This is a genomic window from Novosphingobium sp. FKTRR1, assembly GCF_020404405.1.
GTDB lineage: Bacteria > Pseudomonadota > Alphaproteobacteria > Sphingomonadales > Sphingomonadaceae > Novosphingobium.
Map to the genome: position 1 here is coordinate 48,991 of NZ_JAIZDA010000004.1, position 13,947 is coordinate 62,937.

The 13,947-nt window shown below is 65.5% G+C and carries 16 protein-coding genes; 3 read left to right on the forward strand and 13 right to left on the reverse strand.

Features of this window, described 5'->3' with window-relative positions:
- Nucleotides 1-228: 228 nt before the first annotated feature.
- The gene (locus LDN95_RS05690; RefSeq protein ID WP_226016681.1) at nt 229-1,488 is read left to right on the forward strand and encodes an MFS transporter; all 1,260 of its coding nucleotides are present in this window, start codon (nt 229-231) and stop codon (nt 1,486-1,488) included.
- Between the two features lie 8 nt (nt 1,489-1,496).
- On the opposite strand, the gene rsmD is transcribed toward LDN95_RS05690, so the two are convergent.
- The gene (gene rsmD / locus LDN95_RS05695; protein ID WP_226016682.1) at nt 1,497-2,054 is read right to left on the reverse strand and encodes a 16S rRNA (guanine(966)-N(2))-methyltransferase RsmD; all 558 of its coding nucleotides are present in this window, start codon (nt 2,052-2,054) and stop codon (nt 1,497-1,499) included.
- A gap of 10 nt (nt 2,055-2,064) precedes the next feature.
- Nucleotides 2,065-3,411 carry a pseudouridine synthase gene (locus tag LDN95_RS05700; protein WP_226016683.1) on the reverse strand — a complete coding sequence of 449 codons (1,347 nt, stop codon included), beginning with the start codon at nt 3,409-3,411 and terminating at the stop codon, nt 2,065-2,067.
- Nucleotides 3,412-3,545: 134 nt separating this feature from the next.
- Between LDN95_RS05700 and LDN95_RS05705 the strand changes: the two genes are divergently transcribed.
- Complete coding sequence (locus LDN95_RS05705) at nt 3,546-5,234, forward strand: MFS transporter (RefSeq protein ID WP_226016684.1); 1,689 nt, start codon at nt 3,546-3,548, stop codon at nt 5,232-5,234.
- A gap of 6 nt (nt 5,235-5,240) precedes the next feature.
- Here LDN95_RS05705 and LDN95_RS05710 read toward each other — a convergent pair whose 3' ends face one another.
- From LDN95_RS05710 to LDN95_RS05735, 6 genes are all read right to left on the reverse strand, one after another.
- Entirely contained in the window at nt 5,241-6,551 is a 1,311-nt protein-coding gene (locus LDN95_RS05710) for a folylpolyglutamate synthase/dihydrofolate synthase family protein (protein ID WP_226016685.1), read from the reverse strand.
- 9 nt (nt 6,552-6,560) lie between these two features.
- Entirely contained in the window at nt 6,561-7,412 is an 852-nt protein-coding gene (gene accD, locus LDN95_RS05715; protein ID WP_226016686.1) for an acetyl-CoA carboxylase, carboxyltransferase subunit beta, read from the reverse strand.
- Between the two features lie 13 nt (nt 7,413-7,425).
- A complete protein-coding gene (gene trpA, locus LDN95_RS05720) occupies nt 7,426-8,229 on the reverse strand; it encodes a tryptophan synthase subunit alpha (protein ID WP_226016687.1) in 804 nt (267 codons plus the stop codon).
- A gap of 43 nt (nt 8,230-8,272) precedes the next feature.
- A complete protein-coding gene (locus tag LDN95_RS05725) occupies nt 8,273-8,497 on the reverse strand; it encodes a hypothetical protein (RefSeq protein WP_226016688.1) in 225 nt (74 codons plus the stop codon).
- Nucleotides 8,498-8,717: 220 nt separating this feature from the next.
- Nucleotides 8,718-9,932, reverse strand: coding sequence for a tryptophan synthase subunit beta (gene trpB / locus LDN95_RS05730; protein WP_226016689.1), 1,215 nt, complete (start codon nt 9,930-9,932; stop codon nt 8,718-8,720).
- Between the two features lie 39 nt (nt 9,933-9,971).
- Nucleotides 9,972-10,289, reverse strand: coding sequence for a hypothetical protein (locus LDN95_RS05735; protein ID WP_226016690.1), 318 nt, complete (start codon nt 10,287-10,289; stop codon nt 9,972-9,974).
- Here LDN95_RS05735 and LDN95_RS05740 point away from each other — a divergent pair.
- The gene (locus LDN95_RS05740) at nt 10,281-10,754 is read left to right on the forward strand and encodes a hypothetical protein (RefSeq protein WP_226016691.1); all 474 of its coding nucleotides are present in this window, start codon (nt 10,281-10,283) and stop codon (nt 10,752-10,754) included. The genes LDN95_RS05735 and LDN95_RS05740 overlap by 9 nt on opposite strands.
- A gap of 88 nt (nt 10,755-10,842) precedes the next feature.
- On the opposite strand, the gene LDN95_RS05745 is transcribed toward LDN95_RS05740, so the two are convergent.
- The 5 genes from LDN95_RS05745 to LDN95_RS05765 form a co-directional block, all read right to left on the reverse strand.
- A complete protein-coding gene (locus LDN95_RS05745) occupies nt 10,843-11,487 on the reverse strand; it encodes a phosphoribosylanthranilate isomerase (RefSeq protein WP_226016692.1) in 645 nt (214 codons plus the stop codon).
- Nucleotides 11,488-11,543: 56 nt separating this feature from the next.
- On the reverse strand, nt 11,544-12,308 hold the full coding sequence (locus LDN95_RS05750) for an SIMPL domain-containing protein (protein WP_226016693.1): 765 nt from the start codon (nt 12,306-12,308) through the stop codon (nt 11,544-11,546).
- A 109-nt stretch (nt 12,309-12,417) separates the two neighbouring features.
- Nucleotides 12,418-12,930: a GNAT family N-acetyltransferase gene (locus LDN95_RS05755; RefSeq protein WP_226016694.1), complete on the reverse strand. Its 513-nt coding sequence runs from the start codon at nt 12,928-12,930 to the stop codon at nt 12,418-12,420.
- Between the two features lie 13 nt (nt 12,931-12,943).
- Nucleotides 12,944-13,618 (reverse strand): orotidine-5'-phosphate decarboxylase, encoded by a 675-nt coding sequence (pyrF, locus tag LDN95_RS05760; RefSeq protein ID WP_226016695.1) that lies wholly within the window; start codon nt 13,616-13,618, stop codon nt 12,944-12,946.
- Nucleotides 13,615-13,911: a DUF1049 domain-containing protein gene (locus tag LDN95_RS05765; RefSeq protein WP_226016696.1), complete on the reverse strand. Its 297-nt coding sequence runs from the start codon at nt 13,909-13,911 to the stop codon at nt 13,615-13,617. Before LDN95_RS05765 ends, pyrF begins: the two co-directional genes overlap by 4 nt.
- Between the last annotated feature and the right edge of the window lie 36 nt (nt 13,912-13,947).

The following is a 13,947-nucleotide window of genomic DNA, read 5'->3' on the forward strand; positions in this document are numbered from 1 at the left end:
GTTAAGCCGTGCAGGTTTTTTCAGGGTCAGCCCATTGGTGAAAGAGCTTGTTACTGATTGTCATACTTGCAAATAGGATGATCGCTGGCTTGACCAAGTGCCTGAAGCGGAGCGTTGGCGGCGAAGGCGTAACCAGGTGTTGGCCGCCGCTGCATCGAACGCTATGCGGCCAAAGTAAGCTCAGCCGGGCATGATCAGCCGTGACCGGCTTGGAAGGGGAAGCCGCAGATGCATCCGATCAGGCGCCATGCGCGCATCCTTATGGCCAGTTTGGTGGGGACTGCGGTCGAGTTTTACGACTTCTATATCTATGCCACGGCGGCCGCGCTGGTGATCGGGCCGCTGTTCTTCCCGGTGCAATCGCCCGCCGCGCAGGTGCTGCTTTCGTTCATGACGCTGGGGTTGGCGTTCGTGGCGCGTCCGTTGGGGGCGATCGCGTTCGGCCACTTCGGCGATCGGCTTGGCCGAAAATCGACGCTGGTGGCGTCGCTGATGCTGATGGGGGCGTCGACTCTGCTGATCGCCTTCCTGCCGACGTATGCGATGGCTGGTCCGGTTGCGCCTGCGCTGCTGTGCGTACTGCGGTTCGGGCAAGGGTTCGGGCTTGGCGGTGAATGGGGCGGGGCATCGCTGCTGGCGGTCGAGAATGCGCCAAAGGGATGGGAATCACGCTTTGGCTCAGCCCCGCAATTGGGGGCTCCGCTGGGCTTTCTGTTTGCCAACGGGTTGTTCCTGCTGCTGGGTGCGACGTTGTCCGAGGCCGATTTCGTGGCATGGGGCTGGCGCTTGCCTTTCCTTGCCTCGGTGCTGCTGGTCGGCGTGGGCTTGTGGGTGCGCTTGCGGATCGGCGAGACCGCCGCATTTCGCGAAGCGCGCGACCACTCGGCGCCTCCTGCCGTCCCCGTCGGTCGCCTGTTGCGTCACCATCCGGGCGCGGTGCTGGCAGGCACGGCGGGTGTGGTTGCCTGCTTTGCCGTGTTCTACCTTGCCACCACGTTCGCGCTGTCTTTCGCCACGACCAAGCTGGGCTACTCCAAGCAGGCGTTTCTGGCGGTGCAACTGGGGGCCAATACGTTTCTTGCGCTGGGAATCATCTTTGCCGGAGCCTGGGCCGACCGGACGAGCGCTGCGCGGGTGTTGTCGGTCGGGGCGGGGCTGACGGCGCTGGTAGGTCTTGGCTTTGGCAGCGGGCTCGGCTCGGGTCAGTTGCCGATCGTGTTCGTGACGCTGTCGGCGGCGCTGTTCGTGATGGGGCTGGTCTACGGACCGGTAAGCAGTTGGCTGCCGACGTTGTTCCCGGTCGAGGTGCGCTACACCGGCATCTCGGTGGCGTTCAACCTTGGCGGGATCATCGGCGGCGCACTGGCGCCGTTTGCCGCAAGCTGGCTTGCGGCTGCGGGCGGCACCGCCTTTGTCGGGCTGTTCCTGACCGTAGCTGGCGCCGTCACGTTTGCCGGGGTCCGGTCCGCCTCGCGCAGAACGGCCTGAGCCCGAGCTTACGCCGGATTTGTGCGCCGGAACAACGAGATCAAAGCCTTGCCCACCTTGCGCTCGGCATCGAGCGTGCACGAGCGGATCTGCGGCGGTTCGCTGGCGGCGGTTTCCAGACTGATCCACGTCGCTTCGCCGATCCAGCCCAGCCGCACCAGCTTGTCGATCGCCACCGCGCCCGCGCCGGTGCCATAGGGTGGATCGAGGAACACGACATCGAGCGGTGCCTTGGCCACGCCCAGCGACATGACCGAACAGGCGCGCACATCGCACTGGGCTTGCGCGCGCAAGTTGGCGATGTTGGCACGGATGGCGCGGATCGCGGGCGGATCCTGCTCGACGATTATCGCGCTGGCGGCCCCGCGCGACAGCGCCTCAAGCCCCAACGCGCCCGACCCGGCAAACAGATCGGCCACCGCCAATCCGTCAAAGCTGCCAAGGCGGCTGTTGAGCATCGAAAACAGCGTTTCGCGCGTGCGGTCCGATGTCGGCCGGGTGGCTTCGCTCTCGGGCACTTGCAGCTTTCGGCCACGCCATTGCCCGGCAATGATCCGCAAGCTCATGCGCGGCCCCTCATGCCTTCAAGCTCTTGCGGAAACGCTCGACCATGACTTGCGGGATTTCCTCGGCAGCGCCGCGCGGCAGGTCGGCCAGTTCGAACGGGCCATAAGCCGTGCGGATCAGGCGAGACACCTGCAGCCCGATGAATTCGAGCACGCGGCGCACTTCGCGGTTCTTGCCTTCGGTCAGGGTCATCTCGATCCACTGGTTGCGCCCGGTGCGGCGCTCCATATTGGCGTTGATCGGACCATAGCGAACGCCCTCGATCTCTATGCCCGCCATCAGTTCTTCCAGACGGGGCTGGCTGATGTCGCCAAAGGTTCGCGCGCGATAAGTGCGCGGCACGCCGGTGGCGGGCAGTTCCATCGCCCGCTTGAGTTCGCCGTCGTTGGTCAGCAGCAGCAGCCCTTCGGTACTGAGGTCGAGCCGCCCGACCGGCATGACCCGCGGCGTGCCGGGGGGCAGCGCATTGATCAGTGCGTTGTAGATCGTCGGGCGTCCGGCGGGATCGCGCTCGGCGGTGATCAGGCCTTCGGGCTTGTGAAAGCGGAACAGGCGGGTGGCAGCGGCAGGACCGACCAGCGTGTCATCCACCGATACGCCGCGCAGCGATGTGAGCACGGTGGCCGGAGTGGTGATGACTTCACCGTTCAGTTTGACCCGGCCTTCGCTGATCAGGCGTTCGACTTCGCGGCGGCTGGCAACACCTGCGCGCGCGAGCAGCTTGGCAATACGGTCGCCTTCACCCAGTTCAGATGGCTTGTGCACGACCGGTGCCTTGCCTGCGGCGGGCACTCGGGGCGGGCGTTGGCCGGCGTGGACGATCGGCGCTCCGGCAGCAGCCCTTCCGCCAAACGGGCCGTCCGAGCGCCGCGAACCGACGCTCAGGTTGCCGGGCGTGCCACGGCGATCGGGCGCCACACCGGCATAGCCGCGCGGCTGGACCGACCGGGGCGTGGACCCGGTTCCGGCTGAGGGCCTGGCACTATAGGGCTTGGCTGCAGGATCGTCCTTGCTGCGTGGCGTCGCTGCCCGCGCCGGGGCGGAAGACGTGCGCTCGCCATAGGGCTTGCCGCTGCGCGGGGCTTCCTGCGGCTCGGAACGGTCTCGGGGCTTGCGATTGCGGTCTGTGGCAGTCCGTTCGCCTGAAATCTTGCCTGTGGTCACCCATTCGCCAGCGGTGTCATCGCGCTGGCGACCACGCCGACCTCGGCCTGCGCTGCTCTTGTCACCGAAGTTCTTGCCATCGGTGGGGGTCCGGTCACCTGCGGCGGGGCCACGAGGGCCACCGCGCGAAGCGCCTTTGGGAGCGGCGGGCCGTCCCGGGCGGCCGCTCTTGTCTTTTGGAGGAAATGCCATCTTGTGCCCATAGCGGGGGATGAGGCGCGCGTCACCCCTAGCCTTGGCGGGAAAGCCCGTTAGTCTGCAAGATCGAAGCGATATCCGCGAACATCGGGTTTCGTTGTGGCATCAAGACCCGCGAAAGGACATCCATGGCATCGACCGCCGCGCCGCGCCCCAAAGGCTGGCGCTTGTTGCGCGTGGCGCTGAGCAACCGCAAGTCGGGCACGATGCTGGGCTTCGGTTTCGCCTCGGGCCTGCCCTATGCACTGCTGATCGGTACGCTCAACGCGTGGCTGGGCGAAGCCAAGGTCGACCTTGCCACCATCGGCGTGCTGTCGTGGATCGGCCTGTCGTACTCGTTCAAGTTCCTGTGGTCGCCGCTGGTGGACCGGCTGGCCCTGCCGGGGCTGGGCACACTGGGGCGCCGCAAAAGCTGGATCGTGCTGTGCCAGATCGTGCTGGTGCTGGCTTTCGCAGGCCTTGCCGCGACCGATCCGGTCCATGCCATCGGCACGTTCGCGCTGTTTGCATTCCTCGCCGCGCTTGCCTCTGCCACGCAGGACGTGGCGATCGACGCCTGGCGGATCGACGTGGCGGACGAGATCGCGCCGGTCGAATTGCTCTCGTCGATCTATCAGTTCGGCTACCGCATCGCTTCGATTGTCGGCGGAGCGCTGGCGCTGGTGCTGGCCGGGCGGCTGGGCTGGCCGCTGGTCTATCTGCTGATGGCCGGGTTCATCGCGCTGATCGTGATCGTCACTTTGCGCGCGCCCGATACACCGCGCGGCGGGCAGGGTGCGCTCTATGCCGCGCTGGGTGAGGCGGGAGCATTGGACCCGCGCGCCCGTGCAGTGGCGCTGATCGTGGTCGGGCTGAGTTGGGCATGGGCCATCGGCACGATCGCGCACTTCATGATCGGCATGCTCAGCCCTCTGCCGCCAGGGCAGAAGCACCCCTCCGTGGGCGATTTTACGCGCACCATGGCGCCATGGATCGTGGCCGCGACAGTGGCGGTACCCTTGATCGTGGCGGCGGTGACCAACGCGTTGAAGGCGCGCGGCATGGCGGTTCTGACCGGGCCTGACACGCGCAAGGGCGCGGTGCGCAACGCGGCCGACCATCTCTATGTCGCGCTGGTATCGCCGCTGGCCGAACTGTCCGGTCGATTGGGCTGGGGCGTGCTCGTGGTGATCGGCATGATCCTGACCTACACCTTGTGCTACAACATCTGGTCCAGCTTCGCCTTTCCGTTCTACCTCGAATATCTGCACTACACCAAGGACGAGGTGGCCTTTGCATCCAAGCTGTTCGGCATTTTCATGACGATAGCCGGGATCAGCCTTGGCGGCTTTCTGTTCCTGCGGCTGGGGCGGATGCCGACGATCCTGATCGGCGCGGTGCTGCCGGTGCTGGGCAATTTCGTCTATGCCGACCTTGCCGAAGGGGCGGTGCATATCGACGCGGTGGGCAGCGCGATCGGCTTGAAGGCGCTGTTCGGTCTGTTCGGCTTTGACGAGCGGATGATCCGGCTGTTGCTGGCAATCAGCTTCGAGAATGTGTCCACCGGCATCGCGGGCGCGGCCTTCGTCGCTTATCTGTCGGGCATCGTCAGCAAGAATTACACGGCGGTGCAATATGCGCTGCTGTCCTCGCTGACGTTCCTCATCGGATCGCTGGGGCGCGGCATCGCGGGTGAGGCGTTCGATCTCTATGGCTATGCCACCGTGTTCCGCTGGACGGCGGCAGCGGGCGGTGTGGCGGTGGTGTTCGTACTGCTGGAATGGCTGCGGACGGGGCGGGAGATCAAGCTGAGCGAGCCGACCGGACAGATTGGTTGAACCCGATCAATCCGGCACTTCACCGTTTCGCCGCAGCACGTCACCGGCAAGGTAGAGCGAACCCGCAATCAGCACGTCGCCATCACCGGGCAGGGCCGCCAGCGCCTGCGCCACATCGGCAAAGCTGTGCACGGGCAGGCGGGTGAACGGCGCGAAGTCCTCGGGCCGATGCGCGTCATGCCCCGGTGCGGGAACGATCGAGACCGACAGCACGCGGTCGGCCAGAGGGGTCAGGATCGCGGCGGGATCTTTGCTCGAAAGCATGCCCATGATCAGATGCATCGGCGGCAGCGGCGCGAGATGGCGGGCGATGGCAAGTCCGGCGTCTGGGTTGTGCCCGCCATCGAGCCAGACCGTGCGATTGCCCGCAAGCGCGGTCAGCGGGCCGTCGGACAGGCGCTGCAACCGCGCGGGCCAGCGCGCGGCGCGGATGCCCTGCGCCATCGCTTCCGGGCTGACTTGCACCGCATCCTGATGACGCAACATGGCGACGGCCAGCGCGGCGTTGTCGCCCTGATGGACACCGGGCAGCATGGGCAGGGGCAAGTCGAGCGATCCTGACGCGTCGCGATAGGCGATGCCGTCTGCGCTCACGTCCGCCCACCAGTCGCGACTGCGCAGCACGACCGGCGCACCGATCCTTGCAGCGGTTTGAAGTACCGATGACAACGCCGGTTCGGGATACGTCTGCGTCACCAGGGGCGCGCCCGGCTTGGCGATGCTGGCCTTTTCAAAGGCGATGCGCGCCAATGGCTCTGCGGGGGTGCCAGCCTCGGGAACCAGCAGGAACGCTTCGTGGTCGATGCCGAGCGTGGCGATGCCGCAAACCGCCGGGCTTTCCAGCACGTTGGTTGCGTCGAGCCGTCCGCCAAGGCCGGTCTCGATAACGCAGGCGTTGGCATGCGTCTCGGCAAAGGCCAGAAACGTGGCGACCGTCGTCACTTCGAAGAAGCTGGGGCCCAGATCCTCGCTGGCATCGAGCACACGGCCCAGCAGGTCGGCCAGATGGTCATCGCCGACCAGTTGCCCGGCAATGCGGATGCGTTCGTTGTAGCGGACCAGATGCGGCTTGGTCGCGCTATGGACGGTCAGCCCTTGCGCCTCCAGAATGGCGCGCAAATAGGCGCAGGTCGAGCCTTTGCCGTTGGTCCCCGCAACATGGAACACCGGCGGCAGGCGCCGCTGCGGATCGCCGAGCCGCGCGCACATCGTGCGCACGGTGTCGAGCCCGAGCCGCCCTTGCGGCAGGCTCAACGCGCCCAGCCGGTCAAGCTGCGCCTGCACCCGCGGGTTTTCGGATATGGCGAAGTCTTTCACGAAGGCGCCTTACGCCGCCGCCTTGCCCGCCATAAGGTAGTCGAGCACCGTGGCCAAGGTAGCCTTCAGGTCGCGGCGATGGACCACCATGTCGAGCATGCCATGGGCGTGCAGGTATTCGGCGCGCTGGAAGCCTTCGGGCAGCTTTTCGCGGATCGTGTCCTGAATGACGCGCTGCCCGGCAAAGCCGATCAGAGCGCCCGGTTCGGCAATCTGTACGTCGCCCAGCATGGCATAGCTGGCGGTGACGCCCCCCGTGGTGGGATCGGTCAGTACGACGATATAGGGCAGCCCCGCCGCATGCAGCAGCGAGATCGCCACCGTGGTGCGGGGCATCTGCATCAATGACAGGATGCCTTCCTGCATGCGTGCGCCACCGGCAGCGGTGACGGCGATGTAGGGCGCCTTTTCCTTGATCGCGGCCCGGACCCCGGCAATGAATGCATCGCCCACCGCCATGCCCATCGACCCGCCCATGAAGGCGAATTCCTGAACGCCAACCACGGCCTTGTGCCCGTTGATCGTGCCGACGCCGTTGGTCAGCGCATCGGCATGCGGATTGGCGGCGCGGGCGGCCTTGATCCGGTCGACGTAGCGCTTGGAGTCACGGAACTTGAGCGGGTCGTCCTTGACCTTGGGCGCGGGCAGCAGGGTGAAACCGGGGTCAAGCAGTTGCGACAGCCGCGCATCGGCACCGATGCGGCCGTGGTGTTCGCAACGCGGGCAGACCGACAGGTTTTCCTGGTAGTCCTTGACGAACAGCATCTCGGCACACGACGGGCACTTGATCCACAAGTTGTCGGGCGTGTCGCGCTTGGGCGTGAACGGCAGCGCGTTGCGGACTTTGGTGATCCAGCTCATACCCGGATACTCCTCACAATGTGCCCTTGCGGGCGGCGTGAACGGCATCGGCCAGCGCGCGGACAAGGTCTCGCACCGGGCCTGCGGCATTCGCGCCATGCTGTTGGACAAGGTCGATGATCGCCGAGCCGACGACCACGCCATCGGCCACGGCCGCAATCGGCCCGGCCTGTTCGGGGGTGCGCACGCCGAAGCCGACGGCGATCGGCACTTGCGCGGTCTGCTTGATCCGCGTCACCGCTTCCTCGATGCTGGCGAGCGCGGCCGACTGCTTGCCGGTGATCCCGGCGACCGACACGTAATAGAGGAAACCTGACGATCCATCGAGCACAGCGGGAAGCCGCGCATGATCGGTGGTCGGCGTGGCCAGACGGATCGGGCTGATGCCCTTGGCGCGCAGCGAGGGCCCGAGCTCGGCGTCCTCTTCGGGCGGAATGTCGACGCAGATCACGCCATCGACGCCCGCATCGGCGCAGGCATTGGCAAACCATTCGGGCCCGCGCACGATCATCGGGTTGGCATAGCCCATCAGCACCAGCGGCACATCAGGATGGCGCGCGCGGAAGTCCTTGGCGATGCGGAAGATGTCGGCGGTCCTGGTCCCCGCACCGAGCGCGCGCAAGTTGGCCAACTGGATCGCCGGGCCATCGGCCATCGGATCGGTGAACGGCATGCCCAGTTCGATCACATCGGCCCCGCCCTCGACAAGCGCATCAAGGATGGCGGGCGTGGCGGCGGGCGTGGGATCGCCCCCGGTGACGAAGCAGACGAGCGCCGGATGGCCCTTGGCGAAGGCGGCAGAGAGGCGGGTGGTCACTTGGCCCGCTCCCCTTGAGGGGAGTGGGTTGGGCTTCGAAACGTCATATCGAACTACCTTCGTCACCCTGAACTTGTTTCAGGGTCCATTTTGCCGGTTGTGCTGAGGAATGCGGCATAATGCCAACATCACCGCCGATTCTGGAATTGCTGGCACCGCGTCTGATGCCCGATGGACCCTGAAACAAGTTCAGGGTGACAAGGGCCGGGACAGCTTGCTGGCCAATGCTCACAACACTTTGCATCGGGATCATCTCTTGAATTTCCAAATCGCTGCAACCCCGCACAGGACTGAAGTCGCAAAAGCGATTAGTGCTGCCGTCGCGACTACATAGCCAAAACCAACAATCGAGCAATCATACACACAACGTGGCGCTGCTGTGTCGGTAGGTTGCCAACGGAATGCGCCAGAGTTCAACCACTGCAGTAAGGCAAGTGCAGTAGTCAGCAAGGCGGCGCAGGACACAGCATAGTGCCCCGCGCCCAGCCTCACAACGTAACCCCCAGATGCTCCGCGACCGAGAAGATGTCCTTGTCGCCGCGGCCGCACAGGTTGGCCAGGATGATCTGGTCCTTGTCCATCGTCGGGGCGATCTTCTTGACCGCGGCGATGGCGTGGGCGGGCTCCAGCGCGGGGATGATGCCTTCGGTGCGGCACAGCAACTGGAAGCCGTCGAGCGCCTCGGTGTCGGTGACCGAGGTATATTCCACCCGGCCGTTTTCCTTGAGCCAGGCGTGTTCCGGCCCAATCCCGGGATAGTCCAGACCTGCCGAGATCGAATGGCCTTCAAGGATCTGGCCGTCCTCGTCCTGCAGCAGATAGGTCTTGTTGCCGTGGAGGACGCCCGGCTTGCCACCGGCAAGGCTGGCGGCGTGCAGGTCGTGCAACCCGTGGCCCGCAGCCTCCACGCCCAGCATCTTGACGCTGGGATCATCGAGGAAGGGGTGGAACAGGCCGATGGCGTTGCTGCCGCCGCCGATGGCCGCGACCAACAGATCGGGCAGGCGATTGATGCGGCTGAGCATCTGCGCGCGCGCCTCACGCCCGATCACGCTCTGGAAGTCGCGGACGAGTTCGGGGTAAGGATGCGGACCGGCGGCGGTGCCGATGATGTAGAACGTGTTGTGCACGTTCGCCACCCAGTCGCGCAGCGCCTCGTTCATCGCGTCCTTGAGCGTGCCGGCGCCTGCGGTAACGGGCACCACTTCGGCGCCCAGCAGCTTCATGCGGAACACATTGGGCGCCTGGCGCGCCACGTCGGTTGCGCCCATGAAGATCACGCAAGGCAGGCCGAAGCGCGCGCAGACGGTGGCCGTGGCGACGCCGTGCTGACCCGCGCCGGTTTCCGCGATGATCCGCGTCTTGCCCATGCGGATGGCCAGCAGGATCTGGCCGATGCAGTTGTTGATCTTGTGCGCGCCGGTGTGGTTGAGCTCGTCACGCTTGAACCACACTTGCGCGCCGCCCAATTCCTCGGTGAGGCGGGGGGCGAAGTACAACGGGCTGGGGCGGCCGACATAGTGTTCGAGCAGGTCGTCGAACTCAGCCTGGAACGCCGGGTCGGCCTTGGCCTTGCGGTATTCGGCTTCAAGGTCGAGCACCAGCGGCATCAGCGTTTCGGCGACATAACGCCCGCCGAACTGGCCGAAGTGGCCGCGCTCGTCAGGCTGGTTGCGGAAGCTGTTTGGGGTCTGAGCGGTCATGCCCGGTCGCTTGGCAGAGCGCAGGGCGATTGTCCAGATTCACCCCGCAAAACAGGTGTCGCTGCCCGCATGGGCGGCTCCCGCCACATGGTGATCACGCGAGGCGCGTTCAGCCTGCAGCAAGGTTGCGGCGGGCAGCGGGGCGCGCTGGCCGCAGAATGAAAGCAGCGGACGTCCGGCGATCCAACAAGTGCACATCCAGTATCGAGCGCGATGTGTGGCATATTTGTTACGATCACTGGCCGCTTGACCGCGCTTTTCAGATTTCCTGTTGTCGATCAGTTGCGTGAACTTTAGAAGCCGCGTTGAAGCAGAGCAGAGATGTTTTTGCGCTTTGGAGAAGTCGCCATGCGTCATCTGATTATTACGCTTGCAGCATTTGGTGCTTTTGTTGCGCCGACTGTCGCCAAGGCAGGTGATTACGATTGGCGCGGTGAAGTTCATGCCGGACCGGTGTGGTCGCATGGTCATGCCAAGGGCGTCATCGGCGTCAGCGGCGGCGTTGACACCACAGTGGTCGGGCCGGTGTTCGTCGGTGCTGAAGCCGATCTCGACAAGGGTTTGACCAGAGGTGCACGCGTTTCCTTGGGTCTGGCTGGGCGCGCGGGGTTTGAGCTTCCTGCCATCGGCAAGATCTATGCCGTCGGTGGTTACGCCACGCGGTCCTATCGGGGTGGCGACAGCGTGTGGAACGCAGGCGGCGGCATCCAGCACCCGATCCTGCCCGGCGTCTATGGCAAGGCCGAATATCGTCATTACTATGCATCGCAGCGCTCAGCCGCTGCAAACGGCGTGCTGATCGGCATCGGCACGCACTTCTGACCGAACCCACCTGCGCGCATTGTGCGTGCAAAAACTTGAACAGGGCGGCGGTTCCTAGCGGAATCGCTGCCCTTTTTTTGTACGGATATCAAGCAGCGCGAACGGCCGCGCAGAATGCTGCGATCCTGCCTGCATCCTTGATGCCGGGGGCGCTTTCAACGCCGGTTGAGACATCCACCGCAGTCGCTCCGGTCAGTCCGATCGCTTCGCCCACATTGGCAGGATCAAGCCCGCCCGCCAGCATCCAGGGCAAGGGATGGCTGACCCCGCGCAACAAGTCCCAATCGATGCGCAAACCCGTACCGCCGGGCAGGTCGGCGCCTTCGGGCGGCTTTGCGTCATAGAGAATGCGGTCGGCCGCGCCGACGAAGGTCTTTGCCGCGGCAAGATCGGCGCGTTTGCGGACACCGATCGCCTTCCACACCTCGCGCCCGGTTTCGGCTTGGATGCGCGCCAGCGTGGCCGCGTCTTCCTTGCCGTGAAGTTGCAGCACGTCGAGTGGCACTTGCGCCAGAACTTCGCTCAGAAACGCGGGCTGGGGATCAACGAACAGCCCTACGACCCTGACCTTGCCGGCGGCGCGGTTGGCAAGTGCTGCGGCCAGCGCCGGATCGACGGTGCGCGGGCTTTTGGCAAAGAACACCAGCCCGATGTAATCGGCACGCGCGGCGACGGCCGCATCGAGCGTGTCGGGCGTCGAAATTCCGCAGATCTTGATAAGTGGCGTGCGCATGGTGGCGGGTTAGGCCAGCCATGCGCATGCGTCAAACCGACTTGTCGGGCGTGCGATCAGTTGGCGGTCGGGGCCAGTTCGTAAGTCACCGTGACGCTGGCGGCGATATCGAGTTCGCCTGCCGCGACCGGGCTGGGGGCGTCGGCGCGCATCGCCTTGGCCATGGCGAACACCGGCATCGGCTGCGGGTTGTAGCCACCGCCTTCGCTGATCGTCAGCACGCGCAGCACCCGCAGGCCCGAAGCCTTGGCGTAAAGCTCGGCGCGCGCGCGGGCCTTGCTGACCGCCTCGACCCGCGCCTGATCGGTGGCGGCATCGGGATTGTCGAGCAGGAACTGGGGACCGCTGATCTGGTTGGCCCCGGCGGAGACGAGCGTGTCGATGACTTTGCCGAATTCGCTGACGCGGCGCTGCTTGACCTGTACCTGATTGGTGGCTTGATAGCCGACGATCGCTGGTTCGCGCGGGCCGGAGCCGTTGTTGTCCGGGCGCTGCTCGGCATAGACCGGGTTCACCGACAGGTTGCTTGTCTGGATATCACGGTCGGCGATGCCTGCCTTCTTGAGCGCGGCGATCACGTGGTTCATCTTGTTCGCATTGTCAGACAGCGCGCCCGATGCCGACTTGGCTTGCGTCGTCACGCCTGCCGAAAACAGCGCCAGATCGGGCGTGGCCGTCGTTTTGCCCTCGGCGGTGAGCGTCAGCACGGCATCGCCAGCGGCGACCACCGGCCCGCTCGACAGCGTTTGAGCGGTGGCGGGCAGCGCCATCGCGGCAAGCGGAAGCGCGGCGAGCGAGGCGACAAGAACGGTGCGGGTCATCAGATTGGTCTCCCTGTTACGATGGACCCATGGTGGGGCAGCAGTGATGACAGGGTGATGAACCGCAACGTCGGCCTGCGTTAAGCGGGCATCCATGGGCCAATGAGTTTCAGCCGATGGCGCGTTCCAGCACGGCCATGGCGAACGGCACGGCGATCGGCAGCGGGAAGGGGCGGACTTCGGGCGTGCGGACATATCCGCGCCGCTCATAATAGGCGATCAGTTCAGGCCGCGCATCGACCACGGTCATTTCCATCACGCTGGCGGCGAATTCGCGAACGGCGACTGCCTCGATCGCGGCGATCAGCGCGCGGCCGAGTCCATCGCTCTGCAGTTCCGGATCGACGCAGAGCATGCCCATATAGGCGCGGCCATTGCCGAGGTTCGTGGCGTTGACGGACCCTGCCAGTGCGCCAATGGCGTCCTCTGCCAGCAGCACGCGCTTGTCGGGATCGGCGATCAGGCTGGCCAACTCATCGTCGGAGGTGCGATCCCCATCGAGCAGATCGGCCTCATGCGTCCAGCCGCGCTTGGCGCTGGCGCCGCGATAGGCGGATTCGACCAGTGCCCGCAGGCGCGGCACATCGGCCAGCGTGGCGAAGCGAAAGCAGAGTTCGGTCATCGCGGCAATGTGGTCAGAGCGTACCTTCGATCGCGCGCGCGGCGGCTACCGGGTCTTCGGCGCGGGCAATCGGGCGACCGATCACCAGCACGCTGGCCCCGGCATCGCGCGCGGCGCGCGGCGTGACGGTGCGCTTCTGGTCAGCCGCGCTGCCTTCGGCTGGGCGCAGGCCGGGCACCACGAAGAAGCCCTTCTTCCAGCGCTGGTGGATCGCGCCGACTTCATGGCCCGAACATACGATGCCGTCGAGTCCGGCTTCCTGTGCAAGGTCGGCCAGCCGCAGGGCCTGATTATGGGCGCCGCCATTGACCCCGATCCGTGCGAGGTCGGCGTCGTCAAGGCTGGTCAGCACGGTCACGGCCACGACCTTGGTATGCTCGCCCGCCGCAGCCTTGGCATCCTCAAGCATGGCGCGCCCACCGGCGGCGTGGACGGTGACAATGGCCGGCTCAAGCACGTGAATGGCCTGCATCGCGGCGGCCACGGTGTTGGGAATGTCGTGCAGCTTCAGGTCGAGAAATATCGGCAGGCCGACCTTGGCGATCTCATGCACGCCATGATGGCCGTGGGCGCAGAAGAATTCGAGCCCGAGCTTGAGCCCGCCGACATGGCCGCGCACCTTCTGGGCAAGCGCCACGGCAGCGTCGAGGCGGGGCAAGTCGAGCGCGAGATAGATGGGGTTGCTCACGATTGGGGCTCGGTCCGGTCTGAAGGGAGGGAAGAGGAGTTGGCGGTGCCGCTGTTGCCCAGCGTGGCTTCGAGATTGGCAATCCGCCGCCCAAGCCGCCAGCGCGTGGCCTGCAGGACAAGCGCTGTCGGGACAAGGCCGCCGAGGAACGCGCCTATGACCAGTCCGGGCAGCTTGGCGTCCATCACCAGACCCGGCCAGATCCGCACTTCGACCGAGTTCCAGTTGGCGGCGGTGAATGCCACCAGCGCCAGTATCAGCACCAGCCACAGGAACGTGCGCAAACCTTTCATCACGATCCTCCTGTTGTCGTTGCACCAAGCCTAAGC